This window comes from Sphingomonas psychrolutea, assembly GCF_014636175.1.
GTDB lineage: Bacteria > Pseudomonadota > Alphaproteobacteria > Sphingomonadales > Sphingomonadaceae > Sphingomonas > Sphingomonas psychrolutea.
Map to the genome: position 1 here is coordinate 46,481 of NZ_BMDW01000016.1, position 17,821 is coordinate 64,301.

10 protein-coding genes are annotated in these 17,821 nt (G+C 64.3%); 2 read left to right on the forward strand and 8 right to left on the reverse strand.

Going from position 1 to position 17,821, the window contains the following annotated elements; all coding sequences use genetic code 11:
- Nucleotides 1-115: 115 nt before the first annotated feature.
- The 4 genes from IEV62_RS12950 to IEV62_RS12965 all read right to left on the reverse strand — a co-directional run bounded on the left by IEV62_RS12950 (nucleotide 116) and on the right by IEV62_RS12965 (nucleotide 8,012).
- Nucleotides 116-415: a hypothetical protein gene (locus tag IEV62_RS12950; RefSeq protein ID WP_188448130.1), complete on the reverse strand. Its 300-nt coding sequence runs from the start codon at nucleotides 413-415 to the stop codon at nucleotides 116-118.
- 23 nt (nucleotides 416-438) lie between these two features.
- Complete coding sequence (locus IEV62_RS12955; protein ID WP_188448132.1) at nucleotides 439-3,264, reverse strand: M16 family metallopeptidase; 2,826 nt, start codon at nucleotides 3,262-3,264, stop codon at nucleotides 439-441.
- Between the two features lie 119 nt (nucleotides 3,265-3,383).
- Nucleotides 3,384-5,543: a penicillin acylase family protein gene (locus IEV62_RS12960; protein ID WP_188448135.1), complete on the reverse strand. Its 2,160-nt coding sequence runs from the start codon at nucleotides 5,541-5,543 to the stop codon at nucleotides 3,384-3,386.
- Nucleotides 5,544-5,645: 102 nt separating this feature from the next.
- Nucleotides 5,646-8,012 (reverse strand): TonB-dependent receptor, encoded by a 2,367-nt coding sequence (locus IEV62_RS12965; RefSeq protein WP_188448137.1) that lies wholly within the window; start codon nucleotides 8,010-8,012, stop codon nucleotides 5,646-5,648.
- A 213-nt stretch (nucleotides 8,013-8,225) separates the two neighbouring features.
- Between IEV62_RS12965 and clpB the strand changes: the two genes are divergently transcribed.
- Nucleotides 8,226-10,805, forward strand: coding sequence for an ATP-dependent chaperone ClpB (gene clpB / locus IEV62_RS12970; RefSeq protein WP_188448139.1), 2,580 nt, complete (start codon nucleotides 8,226-8,228; stop codon nucleotides 10,803-10,805).
- A gap of 67 nt (nucleotides 10,806-10,872) precedes the next feature.
- On the opposite strand, the gene IEV62_RS12975 is transcribed toward clpB, so the two are convergent.
- From IEV62_RS12975 to xseA, 4 genes are all read right to left on the reverse strand, one after another.
- Complete coding sequence (locus IEV62_RS12975) at nucleotides 10,873-13,746, reverse strand: TonB-dependent receptor plug domain-containing protein (protein WP_188448141.1); 2,874 nt, start codon at nucleotides 13,744-13,746, stop codon at nucleotides 10,873-10,875.
- Nucleotides 13,747-13,976: 230 nt separating this feature from the next.
- Nucleotides 13,977-14,915 carry a M23 family metallopeptidase gene (locus tag IEV62_RS12980; RefSeq protein WP_229733114.1) on the reverse strand — a complete coding sequence of 313 codons (939 nt, stop codon included), beginning with the start codon at nucleotides 14,913-14,915 and terminating at the stop codon, nucleotides 13,977-13,979.
- Nucleotides 14,912-15,109, reverse strand: a complete 198-nt coding sequence (locus IEV62_RS12985) for a DUF2093 domain-containing protein (protein ID WP_188448142.1) — start codon at nucleotides 15,107-15,109, stop codon at nucleotides 14,912-14,914. The genes IEV62_RS12980 and IEV62_RS12985 overlap by 4 nt, the downstream gene beginning before the upstream one ends.
- Nucleotides 15,110-15,121: 12 nt before the next feature.
- Nucleotides 15,122-16,513 (reverse strand): exodeoxyribonuclease VII large subunit, encoded by a 1,392-nt coding sequence (xseA, locus tag IEV62_RS12990; protein ID WP_188448144.1) that lies wholly within the window; start codon nucleotides 16,511-16,513, stop codon nucleotides 15,122-15,124.
- On the opposite strand from xseA, the gene purD reads away from it, so the two are divergent.
- The gene (purD, locus tag IEV62_RS12995) at nucleotides 16,513-17,805 is read left to right on the forward strand and encodes a phosphoribosylamine--glycine ligase (protein WP_188448146.1); all 1,293 of its coding nucleotides are present in this window, start codon (nucleotides 16,513-16,515) and stop codon (nucleotides 17,803-17,805) included. The genes xseA and purD overlap by 1 nt on opposite strands.
- The last annotated feature ends 16 nt before the right edge of the window (nucleotides 17,806-17,821 follow it).

The window sequence follows — 17,821 nt, forward strand, 5'->3', positions numbered from 1 at the left end:
AACTGTGCGGCACGGTGGACCCCGGCACAAGGCCGGGGTGACGGCGTTGGAATAAAAAAGGCCCACGCTCCCCCCCGGGGAGCGCGGGCCGTCTTACCCTTTCGGATCGTCAGCTTTACGCGCGCGTGCCCGTCATCGGGAAGCTGCCGAATGCACCTGCGCCGACCGAACCGGTCAGCGTGTCGCCATCGGCCGTTGCCTGGCAGGTCAGCGTCATCGGCATCGGCACGACGATCGACATCGACCATTTGATCGTCTCACCCTCAACGATGCCGTCGGTGATCTGCGCCGTGCCCTGGTCGCCTGCCTGGCTTCCGGTCCAGCTAGCGCCGTCAGTCTTGACCGTCAGAACCGCCTTCTGGTCGCCCAGCGGCGACTTGACGACCGTGTTCCATGTTCCGTCGATTGCAGCCATTGTCTCTCTCCTGACTCGAATCTTCAGCGCACATCCGCGACGGATGCGGCGCTCACCACCTCAACCGGCAACCCAATACTGTCAAGCTGGGTGCGGACCTTCGAAGCATCCCCAACCACGATCCAGATGAACTTCGCTGGGTCGATTGCCGCGCGTGCCGCAGCGTCAAGCTGGACGACGCTCAGCGCACGATATTTTTGCGGGAGCGACGCGTAATAGTCGTCGGGGCGGTTGTAGAGATCGTTCTGCTGCATCGCGCCGAGCACCGCGCCCGAGGTTTCGAAATTGCCCGGCAGCGATCGGATCGCGTCGCTGACCGTGCTGTCGAATTCATCCTTGGTCACGCCATTGGTGGTCAGGAACGCTTTCACGTCGGCCTGCAGCGCTTTGATCGAATCGCCGGTCTTGTCGGCCTGCACCCCCGCGCCGATAATATAAGGCGTTTGAAATTGCCCGCGGCGGAAGCTGCCGCTGACGCCGTACGACCAATGCTTGGCTTCGCGCAAATCCATGTTGAGCCGCGCGGTAAAGTCGCCGCCGAGCGTATCGTTGGCGGCAAGCAAAGGAAGCAAGTCGTCGGTGCCGACCAGCGACGTGGGCGCGGCGCCGATAAGGAACGACTGCGGCGAATCGGGCCGGTCGACCAACACGATCTTTGGCGCGGCGGGCGTGGCGGCTGCGCTGAAATCCTTGGTTCCGGCCGCCCCGGTCGGTGACCAGTCCCCGAAGCGCGTATCGAGCATCGCTTTGACCTCGGCCAGCGGACGATCGCTGACCACGAAAATCTTCGCCTTGTCGGGGCGGAGCCAGGCTTGCTGGAACGCGATCAGATCATCGCGTGTCAGTTGTGCAACCGCCTTGGCATCGCCACTACCGATCCCCTTCGCATAAGGCGAAGCAGCACCGTAGACGAGCTTGGGCAAGACGCGCTGCGCCAGACCCTGCGGGCTGGTCAGTTCGGACGCAATCCGCGCTGCCTGCTGATTTTTGAGGCGCGCGACTTCGGCCGGATCGAATTTGGGGTGACGGACGATATCGGCGAACAGTTCGAGCGACGCCGCCAGATTGGCGCTCGGCGTGGTCACGCCCACGCCGGTGCGGTCCAGCCCCGACCCGCTGTTGATGCTCGCGCCCAGCCGCTCCTTGGCCTCGGCGATCGCGATCGAATCGCGCGACGTCGTGCCTTCGTCGAGCATGTCGAGCGTGAGCTGTTGCGTGCCCAGCTTGCCCGGCACGTCGGCGGCGACCCCGGCGTCGAAGACGATCGCTGCCTGCGTGATCGGCACGGCGTTGCGATAGGCATAGACCAGCTCGATCCCGTTTTTGAGCCGTGCGCGTTCGATCTTGGGAAAGACCAGCTCGGAAATCGTGCCGACTGCAGGCAGCGCGCCGCGCGTGCCCTTCACTGCCGGTTCTGCTGCCGTCACCACCTTGGCGGGCGGGGTCGATTCGACATAAGCGTCGCGCGCGCCGGGGACGACGGTCAGCGCATAGACCGGGCGCGTCAGCCATTTCGCCGATGCCGCCTTCACTTGCGCGGGCGTTTCTGCTGCAAGGGTGGCGAGCTGTTTCTTGTAAAAGCCGGGATCGTTCGAATAAAGCGCGCCCTCGGCGAGCGCGACCGCCTTGCCACCGAACCCGCCAACCGATTCGAGCCCGGCGATCGTGCGCGAAATGGTCGACGTGGTGGAGCGCTGCACTTCGTCAGCGGTCGGGCCGTTCGCGATCAGATCGGCGATGATCTCGTCGAGCCGCTTGGCGACCAGCGCCGGATCAACGCCGGGGCGCACATCGGCAAACACCGAAAACATTCCGACTTGCGAGAAGGATTCATTATTGGCGCTCACGCGCACGGCGAGCTTTTCCTTACGCACCAGTGCATTGTCGAGGCGACTGCTCGACAAGCCGCCAAGCACGCCAGCCGCAACATCGAGCGCGACCGAATCCGGGTCGTTGAGACCGGGCACCGCCCACATCCGGTAAATGCGCGTGTTCGAAACACGGTCCTTGATCGTCTCGGCCTTGGGCGCGGGAAGATCGGGCACTTTGGCGGCAGGGAGGACACTTTCAGGGCCCTTGGGAATGCCGCCGAAATATTTGGTGACAAGCGTCTTTGCCGTCGCGGTATCGATATCGCCCGACAAAACGAGCACCGCATTGTTCGGGCCGTAATGGCCGCGGAACCAGTTCTTCACATCCTCGACGCTCGCCGAATCTAGATCGGCCATCGACCCGATCGTGGTGTGGCCGTAGGGATGCGTCGCCGGGAACAGAGTCTCGATCTGCTTATATTCGACCAGGCCAAATGGCTGATTGTCGCCCTGGCGCTTTTCGTTCTGCACGACGCCGCGCTGTTCATCGACGACGGCGGGCGTGATCGCGCCGAGCAAATAGCCCATGCGGTCGCTTTCAAGGAACAGCGTCCGCTCGATCGCCGCGGACGGCACCGTCTCGAAATAATTGGTGCGGTCGAAATAGGTCGTGCCGTTAAGGTCGGTCGCGCCGATCTGCTTGGTGTAGGTGAAGTAATCGCCCGGCGCATTCTCGCTGCCGTTGAACATCAGATGCTCGAACAGATGCGCAAAGCCGGTTTTGCCCTTGGGTTCGAACTTCGAACCAACATTATACCAAACCGACACCGCGACGACGGGGGCCTTGCGATCGGTGTTGACGATGACGCGGAGACCATTGGCGAGGGTGAATTCGCTATAAGGAATATCGACCTGTTTCACCAGCGTCGCGACCGGCACCGGCTTCGGCGCGGGCGCGGGCGCGGCGGTCTGTGCGAAAGCGGGCATGGCAAGCGTCGCCAAAGCAACGCCCGAGAGCGCGAACAGCTTTACGGTCATGTGGGCATCCTCTTGGGAAGGCGGTTAGAAAACGGACTGTGCTGGCGGAGTATAGCGGGGCGTGTGGCGGAGGCAATCGGGGCAAATCTTATTCCTCCCCCGCGCAGCGGGGGAGGATTTTAAGGCCGATACACCCGCTCGACATTCCGCCGCAGATCCTCGCGCCAGAAGTGCACCGGCTTGGTCTTGTGCGCGACGAACAACGCCGCCTGATCGCTATAATGCGGTGATCCCGGCCGCGTCGTCGCCGCGCCGTACGGCTGGACCGAGCGTGACGCGACGCGGCCTTTTTTGTCCCATTCCATAAACATGATGAAGCTGTCGCCGTGATTGACGACCAGTCGCCCGTCATCCGCCTCGGTCCAGGTCGAGGCGGCGCGCAGCACGTCGGGCGCGCCGTCGAGCGGGAGATCCACCCCATTTTTGTCCGGGGCGCCGTGCCGCAGCCTGAGCACAGTGCCGAGCGGCGGATCGAGCGTGCCGAAATGCGTCTGCAGATACGCCGCCGCCTTCGCCAGCGCATCGCGCGGATCGAGTTCGGGTCGGCGCTGATAATGCCATTTCTGGCCGGTCCGCAGCAGGATCGCGGCGAGCGCTTGCCCGCCATGCTTGCCGTCGAAATCCCAGTTCCAGGCTCTTAGCAACGCCACCGCCTTGGTCAGTTGCACATCGCCTTTGGGGTCGATCGCAGCGACATCATTATACCAGCGCGCCGCCCAACTCAGCCGGCTGACGCCGGTATCGAATTTGATCCGGTCGAGATCGGCCGCCGAGATTGACGGGTGCTGCCCCATCAACTCGACCGCACGCGTGCCGCGATTGGTGGTGTCGGTCTCGATCCCGAGCAGCGGCGAATAGTCCGCCGGTTTGAGTTCCGAGCCTGCCCCTGCCGCCTGGAACGGCGTGTTGTTGGCGTTGACGAGATAGCCCGAGGCTGGATTCACGTTCTTGGGAACTTGCGCAAACGGCACCGTCCCCGCCATCAGATCGCGCGACGTGTCGCCCGGCAGGACATGCTTGTAATCAAACCCCGGCTTCCGGTTGGGGAAACTCGCATTATAGACATAGGCGATGTTGCCCTGCGCATCGCCGTAGAGGAAATTGGTCGCAGGCACGCCCTGGATCGCCAGCGCTTTCTGCCATTCGGCGAAGGCGCGCGCGCGCGTCAGGCGGTAATATTCCTCGACCATGCGGAGCTGATCCGCCCCGGCGTAGCGGATCGCGAACGCCCCGCTTTTGTTGACCACCACCGGCCCCTGCACCGCGCGATACGCCATTTTGGGGATCGGCAACACGAACGGCCCGAACGCGACCTTGAGCCACACGCGCTGCGTCTGCAGCGGCAGCCACTTCCCGTCGAAGCGGTATTGCGTGCCATCGGCATTGGTCACGAGCTTGTAGACATCGGTCAAATCGGGTCGGTTGACCGTATTGGTCCAGCCCAGCGTCTCATTATGCCCCAGCACCGGGAACGGCACGCCGGGAAAGGTCGCACCCGAAAAGTGCCAGCCGGTGCCCGATTGCACGCTCAGTTCGTACCAGGCGACCGGGCCTTGCCATGGCTGATGCGAATTCGAAACGACGCGCGTGAAACCATCGGCCGAGCGCTTCGGCGCGACGACGAACGCGTTGGAGCCATTAGGCATCGCCTCACCCGTGGCGGGCAGCGCGGTCGGATCGGGGCTGTCGGGCACCGCGCCCGCATCCTCGCGCGGCAGCGGCTTGTCGCCGGTCAGCGCGCCCAAAGTCTGGTCGAGCCCGAAAAAGAAGGGCGTCCGTAGGACAAAGCCGGTGGCGATATCCTCGCCATTGGCGGGGAACAGTTTCGACAGCCGCACCTCGCCTGGATGACGGCGGGCATAGGCGTTGAGGCCGCTGGCATAGGCATCGAGTAAAGCACGGACGTCGGCAGGTTGCTTGTCATAATCGCGGTGCGCGGTCTCGCGCGCGCCGAGCAAGGCGAGCGTGTAATCGACCTTGGCCCCGTCGGCTCCAGACATCGCGCCCAAGCGCCCGCGCGCCATCGCGACCGCCTCTTGCAGCGTCGCGAAATCATCCTCGGCATGGGCATAGGCCACGCCGTAGGCGACATCGGGATCGGTCTTGCCGAAGATGTGCGGCACGCCGTAGCCATCGCGCGCGATGACGCTGTTATAGATATGGGCCGGAGGCGGAGTGACCGCGCTCGCCGCCAGCGGCTCCCACACCGCAAGGCCGATCGCGGCCAGCGCCACGACCAGCGCCAACCCAGCTATTCCACGCCCAAACCAGCCCCGCATCCACCCCAACCTTTTATTGTTTGGCAGAGCTGTAGCGCGGGGCCGCGCGGTGTGCGAGCGGCTTGTGACGGTGCCACCCCGACCGGGGGCACCGTCACCGGATCAGAAGCCAGCCTTGAGCGTGACGAAGAACTGCGCCGGAGCACCCGCCAGCAACGTCTGATTGTCGCCGGCATAGCCAAAGCCGTTCGATCCGATCGTCGCGATATACTTCTTATCGAACAGATTGGTCGCATTGCCCTGAATTTCGAACTTGCGATCGGCGATCGTCACGTGCGCCCCGATCGTGGCATCGACGATCACGCGCCCCGGCACCGACTGGTCATTGGTGTAGGTGAAGTAGCGGCGGCTCATATAATTTCCGCCGATGCGCCCAAAGAACACCGAACCGGCATAGGTCAACTCGGCCTTGGCGAGGTTCTTCGGGCTGTCAACCGTGGTCTTGCCCTTGATCGCGATCGGCGTGCCGCCTGCGACCGGCACATCGTTGCGGTACGTCGAGTCGTTATAGGCGTAAGATGCGAAGATCCCGAAGCCGTATGGCAGCTTCACTTCGGCCGCCGCTTCGAGCCCGTAGGAGCGGACCGAGCCGACATTGGCGAGCGTCGCGAGATTGCCGACAATCCCGGCACCAACCGTGGTGCCGAGGATGCGGTTGCTGAAGTCGACATAATAACCGACGAGCGAACCGTTGAAGCGACCGCTCTTGAAGCGCGCACCACCTTCGAACGTGTCCGACTGCTCGGGCTTCAGCTTGTTGGTCGAGATCAGCGCGTTGAACCCATTCTGACCGGTCGAGAACGGACCGTTGGTCCAGGCCGAGACGAAGGCACGCTTCGATTCGGTGAAGTCGGCGAAGAGCTCGGCCGAATTGCTCAGCTTATACGCAACGCCCGCATGCGGCTGGAACCAGTCGGTCGCGTCGATCGACCCGACCGCGGTATCACTCACAACGATCTGGCTGGCCTTGTTCTTGACTTGGAAACCCTTCCAGCCAAGATCGACCGTCAACGCGCCGAACGTGAGCTTGTCCTGCACATAATATTGCAGCGTGTCAGTCGTGTACTTGCCATAGCGCTGCGTGAAGAAGGGGAGGTCCTGCAGTTGGAGCGCGCTGCGGGTCGGCACCGTCCGGCTGTCGAGCGCGTAGAAGCGCCGCGCTTGGCGGAAATCGTTGCGTTCGTACCAGCCGCCGACGGTCACATCACCGAACATGCCGAGATCGGTGCCGATCGATCCGAACACGCCCTTGCGGCGAATGTCATATTCGGTGGTGCGCACCGAAATTGGCACGCCCGAGGGTGAGGGAACATACGGCGTGAACCACGTGCCCTGGCCGTGGTTGGAATGGTAATAGGCCTTGAGTTCGCCGTGAATCGCCGAACCCTTGCGCGTCTCGACGCCGAACGACGCGAGATAATCCTGCCGCAGACCCGAGGCGTCGAAATAGGAATCGTCGACCGTGCCCGTCGCACCGTAAGGAGCGGGATAGACTGTGCCCGCGGCAGGGTTGGTCGGGCGATTGCCGGTCACATCGGAGAAGCCATCGGCTCCAAGCGCGCCGGTCGTGTTATTGCGCGTGTCGATATTGTTAGCGACATCGGCGATCTGCACGGCGAGCGGGAAATTGTTCGAGACATTGTCATTGTTGAGGCCGAGGCGGCTGATCTGGTTGAGCGACAGATCCTGATAATCCTGCTCGCGCCGATCCGAGAAGTTGAACGTGCCGACCAAGCGGACCGCCGGCGACAAGGGTGCCGTGAATTTCGCATTGACCTGGTTCTGCTTTTGCTTGCCGAACCCCTTCCACTTGCCCGTGGTCAGATAGCCATAGGAGACATAGGCCGCCGGGCCATTGTCGCCCAACACGCCGGTGTCGAGCCGCAGGAACGTGCGATAGGTATCGTTGCTGCCATAGGTGCCGTTCGCCTGAACGCCGAATTTCGCGGTCGGATCGGACGAGCGGAATTCGATCGTGCCGCCAAGATTATTGGTCGCCTGCGTGCCGATCGCGCCCGCGCCTTGCGAGACGATCGTCTGGCCGACATTCTCCGAGGAGATCGCGCGGCTGATGTGGAGGCCGTTGGTGTTGCCATACGACCCGTCGCCGAGCGGGATACCGTCGAGCGTGAAGCCGATCTGATTCTGGTTGAAGCTGCGGATCGAAACGCGCTCCGACCATTCATAGGCACCGAAGGCGTCGGCCGACTGGAAGTTGACGCTGGGGAGCTTGGCGATCGCCTTGAGCGGGCTGGTGCCCGGCGTCAGGATCGCAATGTCGGCCTGGTCGAGTTGCTGCACTTGCCGCGTCTGGCCCTTGCCGACGATGATGATATCGCTGTCGGCCGTCTCGGCAACGGGCGCGGCGTCGGGAGCGGGAGCAGGCGGGGTCGGCAGATCGCGCGCCGAGGCGGCAAGCGGCCAGGACAAAGCGACGCCGGCAAGCAGGCAGAAGGCAGAACGGTGCATGATATGAACCCCATTTGTGGATGTGGCGACACCACTCCCTGTGTCCCGGCCCAGCGCCTACCGATGCTGCGTTGCAACAATGCGTAAAATCCGAGACTTACGGATGATGGATTTGCGTCCGAAACATTACAGCGGGAATCGAACGCGTCCCGACCCTTGTGTTGCACATATGCAACACTACATCCGCTGCAACGAAGGAGGGACACTTCCACCATGAACATCGAAAAATTCACCGATCGCGCCAAGGGCTTTCTGCAATCGGCGCAAACCGTCGCGATCCGGATGAGCCATCAGCGGATCGCGCCCGAACACATTTTGAAGGCGCTGCTCGAGGATGAGCAGGGCATGGCGTCGGGCCTGATCGCCGCAGCCGGGGGCGACGCCAAGCGCGCGCTCAGCGAGACCGACCTCGCGCTGTCGAAAATCCCGGCGGTGAGCGGCGGCGGCGCGCAGCAAACCCCCGGCCTCGACAACGATACCGTGCGCATGCTCGACCAGGCGGACCAGATCGCGACCAAATCGGGCGACAGTTTCGTGACCGTCGAGCGGTTGCTGGTGGCGCTCGCGCTGTCGCTCAACACGGTGGCGGGCAAGGCGTTGAAGACCGCAGGCGTCACCCCTGAAGCGCTCAACACAGCGATCGAGCAAGTCCGCAACGGTCGCGTCGCCGATAGCGCAGGCGCGGAAGACAAGTTCGACGCGCTGAAAAAATTCGCGCGCGATCTCACGCAAGCGGCGCGCGACGGCAAGCTCGACCCCGTGATCGGCCGCGACGAGGAAATCCGCCGCACGATCCAGATTCTCGCAAGGCGAACCAAGAACAATCCGGTGCTGATCGGCGAACCCGGCGTCGGCAAGACCGCAATCGCCGAGGGGCTGGCCTTGCGCATCGCCAATGGCGACGTGCCCGATACGCTGAAAGGACGGCGGCTCATGTCGCTCGACATGGGCAGCCTGATCGCGGGCGCGAAATATCGCGGCGAGTTCGAGGAGCGCTTGAAGGGCGTACTCGACGAAGTAAAGGCCGCTGAAGGCGACATCGTCCTGTTCATCGACGAGATGCATCAGCTGATTGGCGCCGGAAAATCCGAAGGCGCGATGGATGCGGGCAATCTGCTCAAACCCGCACTCGCGCGCGGCGAGCTGCACTGCGTCGGCGCAACCACGCTCGATGAGTATCGCAAATATGTCGAGAAGGACGCCGCCCTCCAGCGCCGCTTCCAGCCGGTGTTCGTCGGTGAGCCGACCGTTCCCGACACGATCTCGATCCTGCGCGGATTGAAGGAAAAATACGAGCTCCACCACGGGGTGCGCATCACCGATGCCGCGATCGTCGCGGCGGCGACGCTGTCGCACCGCTACATCACCGACCGCTTCCTGCCCGACAAAGCGATCGATTTGATGGACGAGGCCGCGTCGCGCATCCGCATGGAAGTCGAGAGCAAGCCCGAGGAAATCGAAATCCTCGACCGCCGCATCATCCAGTTGAAGATCGAGCGCGAAGCGTTGAAGCGCGAGACCGATGCCGCGTCGCAGGACCGGCTGGTCACGCTCGAAGGCGAACTCGCTAATCTGGAGCAACAATCGGCCGAATTGACCACGCGCTGGCAAGGCGAGAAAGACAAGATCTCGGCCGAGGCGAAGCTGAAAGAGCAACTCGACGCAGCGCGGCTGGAACTGGAGCAGGCGCAACGCGCGGGCGATCTCGCCAAGGCGGGCGAGCTCTCCTACGGGCGCATCCCCGACTTGCAGCGGCAATTGGACGCGGCAGCGGGCGCTACCAAGGGCGCGATGCTGCGCGAGGAAGTGACCGGCGAAGACATTGCCGGCGTCGTCGCGCGCTGGACCGGCATTCCGGTCGAGCGGATGCTTGAGGGCGAGCGCGACAAATTGCTCGCGATGGAAGCGACGATCGGCAAGCGCGTGATCGGCCAGCAAAATGCGATCCGCGCCGTCTCGACCGCCGTGCGCCGCGCGCGCGCGGGCTTGCAGGACCCCAATCGCCCGCTCGGCTCGTTCCTGTTCCTAGGGCCAACCGGCGTTGGCAAAACCGAACTGACCAAGGCGCTCGCCGAATTCCTGTTCGATGATCCGACCGCAATGGTCCGCATCGACATGAGCGAGTTCATGGAAAAGCACGCCGTCGCGCGGCTGATCGGCGCGCCGCCGGGCTATGTCGGCTATGAGGAAGGCGGCGTACTGACCGAAGCGGTGCGGCGGCGGCCGTATCAGGTGGTGCTGTTCGACGAGGTCGAGAAGGCGCATTCGGACGTCTTCAACATCCTGTTGCAAGTGCTCGACGATGGGCGGCTGACCGACGGCCAGGGCCGCACGGTCGACTTCACAAACACGATCATCGTGCTGACCTCCAATCTCGGCAGCCAGGTGCTGACGACGCTGGGCGAGGGCGAGGACGTCTCGACCGTCGAGCCGCAAGTGATGGAAATCGTGCGCGGCCATTTCCGCCCGGAATTCCTCAACCGGCTCGACGAGATCGTGCTGTTCCACCGGCTCGGCCAGGCCGAGATGGCACCGATTGTCGACATCCAGGTCGCGCGCATCGCCAGGCTGCTCGACGAGCGCAAGGTCGGGCTCGAACTGACCGACGCCGCGCGCGCGTGGCTCGGGCGGGTCGGCTATGATCCGGTCTATGGCGCGCGGCCGCTCAAGCGCGCGGTGCAGCGCTATCTGCAGGACCCGCTCGCCGATTTGATCCTGCGCGGCACGGTGCTGGGCGGCGCGACGGTGAGGGTCGATGAGGGCGACGGAAAGCTCGAACTGCAGGTCGTGTGACCGCACACGAAAAAGGGGCGGCTCCGTTGCCGGAACCGCCCCTTCTCAGGCCCTCGCTTGGTACCTCTTAGAACTTGAAGTTCGCGCCGCCGCGGAAGGTGCGGCCGACGATACCCTGCTGCGTCCAGGTCGGGTTGTAATTGACCGCCGCATAATTGGCCGGGTTGATCGGCGCCGAGGCGTCGAGCAAATTCACCGCGTTCAGGTAGAAGGTGAACTTGTCGTTGACCTTGAACTGACCGACCAGATCGAGCGTGAAGAAGCCCTTGGTCCGGCAGAACACATCGCCCGTGCCGTAGAGATTGTCGGCGCAGGTGTTGGCCCCGTGGCCGCTCTGGTCGACCGCGACGTTCTTGTAACCGCTGGTGTAATAAGCGGTTGCCGTCAGCGTGGTGGCACCGACCTGCATGCTGTTCATCCAATTGGCACGCCAGCGTGGCGTACCCGCACCCGAGGACAGAACATACGGCGCTTGCGTGCCGACATAGCTGTCGATGATGCCATCGCCCGGATCGAAATCATAGGTCAGGATTTCGGTGCCTTCGAGCCGGCTGGTAAAGCGGTTGCCGCCACCGAACTTGAAATCGGCCTGGACCGACACGTCGATCCCCGAGGTCTGCAGCGACGACGCATTGGCATAAGGCGAATTGACGATCAGCACCTTGCGAATCGCGTTGGGGAACAATGGATCGGGATCGTCCAGCGTCACGGTGTAGCCGGCCGGCAGCGCCGTTCCGGCATAGTAATTGGCGATCGCCGTGCCCGCGAGCGGACCGCCCGAGATCACATCGGTCTTCTTGATGTTATAGTAATCCGCCGTGACCGACAGCCAGCGCGTCGGCTGGAAGATCGCGCCGCCGGTGAAGCTGCGCGACTTTTCGGGCTTCAGGTTCGGGTTCGATGCGCTGTTATAGCCGAGCGAATAGCTCTGGACATAGGCGTTGTTGCCGTGCGCCGCGACGACGGCGGCGGGCGGGGTGGCCGAAGTATAGCCGATCACCGCGCCATTCTGCGATTCGGCAAAGCTCGGTGCACGGAAGCCCTGCGTATAGGTCGCGCGCAGCGCAAGCGACCGGATCGGCGTAAACTTGATCGTCGCCTTGGGCGAGAATTTGCTGAACCCGTCCGAATAATGATCGAAACGACCGGCAGCACCCAGCTCGACCGACTTCAGCACGGGGGCCGAAATCTCGAAATAGCCCGCCGAAACCGTACGCTTGCCCGATGCGGTGACGGCGTTGAGGCCGAGGAACGCATTGTTGGCATTGGCATTGGGGTTGTTCAGCTCCTCGCGCCGCACCGATCCGCCGATGCCGACCTGGAGCGGACCCCCGGGAAGCTCGAAGAAGCTCTTGGTCAGCGAGCCTTGCAGGAAATACAGCTGCCCCTTGGCCGAGTTCGACTGGGTTGGCGAAACCTGATCGCGCACCGCCTGGCTGTTCTGCGACGGGTTGATGAAGTTGTAGCTGCCGGTGTTGATCGCGTTGGTCAGCCCGGCAATGTTGATATAGCCGGTGTTGGTGCCGACCAGATCGCTGCGCGCATAGCTAGCATCGAGCGAATAGGCCCAATCGTCGCCAAACTTGCCGGCAATGCCGGCGGCGACGCGGTACACGTCATTCTCGGTCGTCGATGTCTGCGGCAGATCACCGAACGCGTAGGAGATCTGCGCGCCGAGACCCGATGCCGCGTAGGGGTTTTGCGGGTTGAGCTGACCGTTGGCGAGCAGGGCCGGAAGCACGATGTTGGTGCTGTTGATCGGGTTACGCTGACGGATCGTGAACGGCGCCGCTGTCGAGAAGACGCGGCTGTGATAGTAAGTTCCGGTCACATAGGCCTGCGCCCGGTCGCCGACTTGCAGCGTGCCGTGGATCGTCGCGCCATAGCGCTCCTGCTCGGGCGCGATCGTGCCATATTGCGTCGTGTTCTGCTCGCAATAGGCGCCGGTTGCATCGTTGCGCGTGATCGTGCCGGTCACGCATCCAGCCGGGTTCAGGACTTGGGTCAGCGCACCCGGCACCGCGACACCCGAATAGATATTGCCGGGCGTATAGGTTGCAGGCCGCACCACCGCTGCGATCGCTGCCGACCGGTTGCCAAACGCACCCAGCGACGCGCTGTTGTTGTTCAGGCCGCCGATCGAGGTCAGATCGGCCGTGTTGTACGGGAAGCCGCGATCGGCGACCGAGATGAGATTGTCCTTCTCATATTCGCCGTTGATATAGACGTTGAAGCCCTGCACCTTCAGATCGCCATAACCAGCGGTCAGCGTCGCGCGGCGCTCGCCGCCGTCGCCGCGCTGCGAAACACCGGCCTCGACCGTGCCTTCGAACCCCTGGATTTCCTTGCGCGTGATGATGTTGACCACGCCGCCGATCGCATCCGCGCCATATGTTGCCGACGCGCCGTCCTTGAGCACTTCGATCCGGTCGATCGTGCTCTTGGGGATCGAGTTCAAGTCGACAAAGGCGCGCTGGCCGTCATCGGCATAGGGATAATTGACGGTGCGGACACCGTCGATGAGCACAAGCGTCGAGTTGACGCTGAGCCCGCGCAGCGAGACCGCTGCCGAACCCGAACCGAAGCCCGCGGCAAACGCCGTCGGGATCGACCCCGAGTTATCAGCCGAAATCGAGCGGACCGCATCGGCGACATTGGTGATGCCCGCGCGCTGCAGATTTTCGCTGGTCAGCACCGTGATCGGCGAGGCGGTTTCGGTATTGAGACGACGGAACAGCGTGCCCGTAACGACGATATCGCTGCCCTGGTCGCTTTGATCGGCGGCTTGCGCCTTCGGGTTGACCGGTGCCGCGCTGGTGGCGGCGGTCGCGCCGGCCTGCGCCTGGTCCTGCGCGAACGCGGGCGCTGCGCTCAGCGCGAGCAGCAGCGCGCCTGTGGCGGCACCGGACAACAAAACGGGCTTGCGGATGGTCGAGGTCATTCGGGTCACATGTGGTTCCTTGCGTGACGCGCGCACCGCTTTCGAAGCAGTGCCGCGGAGTGGCAAGTCTCGTGATCCGACGCATAAACGCATGCTCGGCCCCCCGAGACATGGCGGCTGAATGACTCCGCTGCGGATGGCTGTAAACCCGCAGCGGCGCGCGTTCCGGTACTTTAGAATGAGGCTGTCACTGAAAAGACACAAATCGTAACATCATCGAAACGAACCATTTACTCGGCGCGTGGCATCGGTCCGGCGACCAGCAGCGGGTCGATCTTGGCGTCGCGCCACTTGAGGCTCCAGTGGAGATGCGGCCCCGTCGCGCGCCCGGTCATGCCCGACAAAGCGACCGGCTGGCCGCGCAGCACGCGCTGCCCCACGTGCACGTCGATCCGCGAAAGATGCAGGAAGGCGGTGTTGAGCCCGGCGCCGTGATCGATCATCAGCAAATTGCCCTCCAGCGTGAAGGGATGGTCCGCCGCCAGGATCACCACGCCATCGGCAGGCGCGAGGATCACCGATCCGGTCGGTTTCGCAACATCGAGCCCCGAATGATACGATCCCGCCTCGTTATTCTTGTAAATGCGCTGCGACCCGAACAGCGTCGAAATCCGCCCCGTCGTCGGCCACAGGAACGGTTGCCGCCAGCCTTGCGAATCCGACTGGATGCGACGCGCGGCGTTGATCTGCGCGAGTTCGGCGGGGCGAAGCCGATCGAAATCGGGCTGCGGCAGCGGGATTTTGGGCAGGCTGTCGAGCCGCGACACATCCCAGCCGCGCGGCGCGATCGTCAGCGTATCGCGCACCCGCCGCGCATCGTCGAGCGTCGCGACAAGCGTCGCGGTCGGCGCGGCGTCGCGGTCGAACCCGATCAGGAACCGGCCATCGGCGGCGACTGGCACATCCACGCCGTTGAAGCTGAGCAAGCTGGTGCCAGCGGGCGCAATGCCGATGACGATGCCGCCCTGGATCATCGATCCGGAATAGCTGAAACTGTCGCGCACCGGCGCCTGGCGCGGCTGAACGGTCGGCTTGCGCGCGATCGGCGCGGGCGGGAGCGGTTGCACTTGGCGGATTTCGGGCGCGGTGGTGCAGCTGCCCAGCGCGATCAGCGCGGCAAGGCCGATCGTCCAGCGTGCCACGCGCAAGCGCCCCCCGGCCCGTTTCATCCGCTCATCGCCGCCGTCGCCAGCGCGGGCGTCGCATAGGCCTCCTGCCGCGCGACGCTCCAATAGCGCAAATCGTCGAGCGCGATCCGCACGCCCGATGTCGCGCAGACAACATGGTCGCCCGGGCTGAGCACGCGAAAACCGTTCGCCATGAAATGGAGCCGCGCTGCGCGATCGGTGTTGGACATCAGCATAAGACGCGCTCGCTACAAAAGGGTTGGTTGGTCGGGTTTGACTGCATCATAAGCTTTGCCGACGCTGCGCTCAACCTTCGCATCGACTTGCCCGTCGCGGAAATGCAGCGTGACCGCGCCCGCACCGCGCGCCGCCTCGGCGGATCCGACCACCGCGCCGGAGGGCCGCGCCGAAACGAAGGCGTAGCCGCGATCGAGGATCGCGTTCGGCCCGAGCGTTTCGACCAGCCGCCATGTCGCCTTTACCCGGTCCCGCGCGCGTTCGAGCTGGCGCTCCAGCGTCGACAGCCGCAGCGCCGCGCTTGAGCGATCGAGCTGCCCACGCGCGACGCCCACGCGCCGCTCTAACCCGCGGTCGAGCCGCGCGCCGAGATCGTCGGCGCGCTGCCGCTGCGGCCCGAGCAAGGCGTCGCGGCGCGGCAGCACACGCACCAGCGCGTCGAGCCGTTCGCGCCCGCGCTGGTGATAGCGCCGCACGCATTTCTCGCTGCGCTGGCCATAGCCGCCCAGCGTCAGGCGCAAATCGGCGAGCACCGGCACCGCCATTTCCGCCGCCGCGGTCGGCGTCGGCGCGCGCAGATCGGCGGCGAAATCGGCGAGCGTGGTGTCGGTCTCATGCCCGACCGCCGAGATGATCGGGATGCGGCACGCCGCGATCGCGCGGACGACGACTTCCTCGTTGAACGCCCATAGGTCCTCGATCGAGCCGCCGCCGCGCGCGACGATGACGAGATCGGGGCGCGTCTCCGGCGGCATCGCATCGAACCCGCGCACCGCAGCGGCGATCTCCGCGGCGGAGCCAGCGCCCTGCACCTTGACCGGCCACACCAGCACATGCGTTGGGCAGCGATCCTCGAGCCGGTGCAGAATGTCACGGATCACCGCGCCCGTCGGCGAGGTGACCACGCCGATCCGCGCGGGCAGGAATGGCAAGCGCTGCTTGATCGAGGCCGCGAACAGCCCCTCCCCCGCCAGCTTGGCCTTCAACTTTTCGAGCAAAGCCATCAGCGCGCCTTCGCCCGCCAATTCCATGCGATCGATCACGATCTGATATTTGGAGCGGCCCGGATAGGTGGTGACCTTGCCGGTCGCGATCACCTCCGCCCCGTCCTGCGGGGTGAAGCCCAATTGCGCGACATTGCCCTTCCAGATCACGCCGTCGATAACGGCATTTTCGTCCTTCAGGCTGAGATAGGCATGGCCCGAGGCAACGCGCTTATAGCCCGAAATCTCGCCGCGCAGCCGGACATGGCCAAATTCGCTCTCAACCACGCGCTTCAATTTGTTGGCGAGCTCGCCGACGCCCATCACCGAATTACCGGGGCTTACGTTGTCGTCAGGCGCGCTGTCGGCTAGCAGGCGCGCTGCTGCATCGAACAACACGTCGCTTTGAGGGTCCGCCATTGAATGTCCTGCTGATCGGTTCGGGTGGTCGCGAACATGCGCTCGCGTGGAAGCTGGCGCAATCGTCGCGCCTCGGTACACTGTTCGCTGCGCCCGGCAATCCGGGCATTGCGGCGCATGCGCAGATCGTCGCGCTCGACGTGTCCGATCATGCCGCCGTGGTTGCGTTTTGCGCGGCAGAAGCGGTCGAACTCGTCATCATCGGCCCCGAAGCGCCGTTGGTCGATGGCCTTGGCGATAGCGTTCGCGCAGCCGGCATCGCGGTATTCGGACCCGACAAGGCCGCCGCGCAGCTCGAAGGATCGAAGGCCTTTACCAAAGCAGTGTGCGACCGCGCGGGCATTCCGACCGCAGGTTATGTCCACGCCACCAGCCGCGCCCAGGCACGCGCCGCGCTCGACAAATTCGGCGTGCCGGTCGTGATCAAGGCCGACGGCCTCGCCGCAGGCAAGGGCGTGACCGTCGCCACGACGCGCGAGGAAGCCGAGGGCGCGCTGGCCGACCTGTTCGGCCTGCGTGGTGGCGAAGCGGTGATTGAGGAATTTCTGGAAGGCGAGGAAGTCAGCCTGTTCGTGCTGACCGACGGCACCGCCATCCTGCCATTCGGCACCGCGCAGGATCACAAGCGCGTCGGCGACGGCGATACCGGGCCGAACACCGGCGGGATGGGCGCCTACAGCCCGGCGCGCGTCCTCACACCCGAACTGGAGGCGCGCGCACTCGACGAAATCGTCCGCCCGACGGTGGCGGCCATGGCGGCTGCGGGGACGCCGTTTTCGGGCGTGCTCTATGCCGGGCTGATGCTGACCGCCGATGGCCCCAAGCTGATCGAATATAACGCCCGCTTCGGCGACCCCGAATGTCAGGTGCTGATGGCGCGGCTCGACGAGGATTTGCTCGATATCCTGCTCGCGGTGGCGACGGGCACGCTGGGGACGCGCGGTCCGGCCAAGTGGCGCGACGCGACCGCGCTCACGGTGGTGATCGCGGCCAAGGGCTATCCCGGCACGCCCGAGGCCGGTGCTATCCTTACTGGAATCGCCGAAGCCGAAGCCAAAGGCGCGACGGTTTTTCAGGCCGGCACACGCCTGGAAGGCGGTCAGATCGTCGCATCGGGCGGGCGCGTGCTAGCGGTCACCGCTTGCGGGCCGACGATCGCCGATGCGCAAGCCGATGCGTATCGCGCGCTCGCGGCGATCGATTTTCCCGGCGGATTCTACCGCAACGACATTGGCTACCGTGAAATTATGCGCAATGCGCACGGACGCGAGATTGCACGCGACGCGGGCTGACGCTTTACGCTAATCG

Bases quoted from the DNA above. Each gene is read 5' to 3' on its own strand.
- IEV62_RS12985 (WP_188448142.1), bottom strand. From the start codon at position 15,109: ATGCTGATGTCCAACACCGATCGCGCAGCGCGGCTCCATTTCATGGCG.
- IEV62_RS12960 (WP_188448135.1), bottom strand. From the start codon at position 5,543: ATGCGGGGCTGGTTTGGGCGTGGAATAGCTGGGTTGGCGCTGGTCGTG.
- clpB (WP_188448139.1), top strand. From the start codon at position 8,226: ATGAACATCGAAAAATTCACCGATCGCGCCAAGGGCTTTCTGCAATCG.
- IEV62_RS12955 (WP_188448132.1), bottom strand. From the start codon at position 3,264: ATGACCGTAAAGCTGTTCGCGCTCTCGGGCGTTGCTTTGGCGACGCTT.
- IEV62_RS12975 (WP_188448141.1), bottom strand. From the start codon at position 13,746: ATGACCTCGACCATCCGCAAGCCCGTTTTGTTGTCCGGTGCCGCCACA.
- xseA (WP_188448144.1), bottom strand. From the start codon at position 16,513: ATGGCGGACCCTCAAAGCGACGTGTTGTTCGATGCAGCAGCGCGCCTG.
- IEV62_RS12980 (WP_229733114.1), bottom strand. From the start codon at position 14,915: ATGAAACGGGCCGGGGGGCGCTTGCGCGTGGCACGCTGGACGATCGGC.
- IEV62_RS12950 (WP_188448130.1), bottom strand. From the start codon at position 415: ATGGCTGCAATCGACGGAACATGGAACACGGTCGTCAAGTCGCCGCTG.
- IEV62_RS12965 (WP_188448137.1), bottom strand. From the start codon at position 8,012: ATGCACCGTTCTGCCTTCTGCCTGCTTGCCGGCGTCGCTTTGTCCTGG.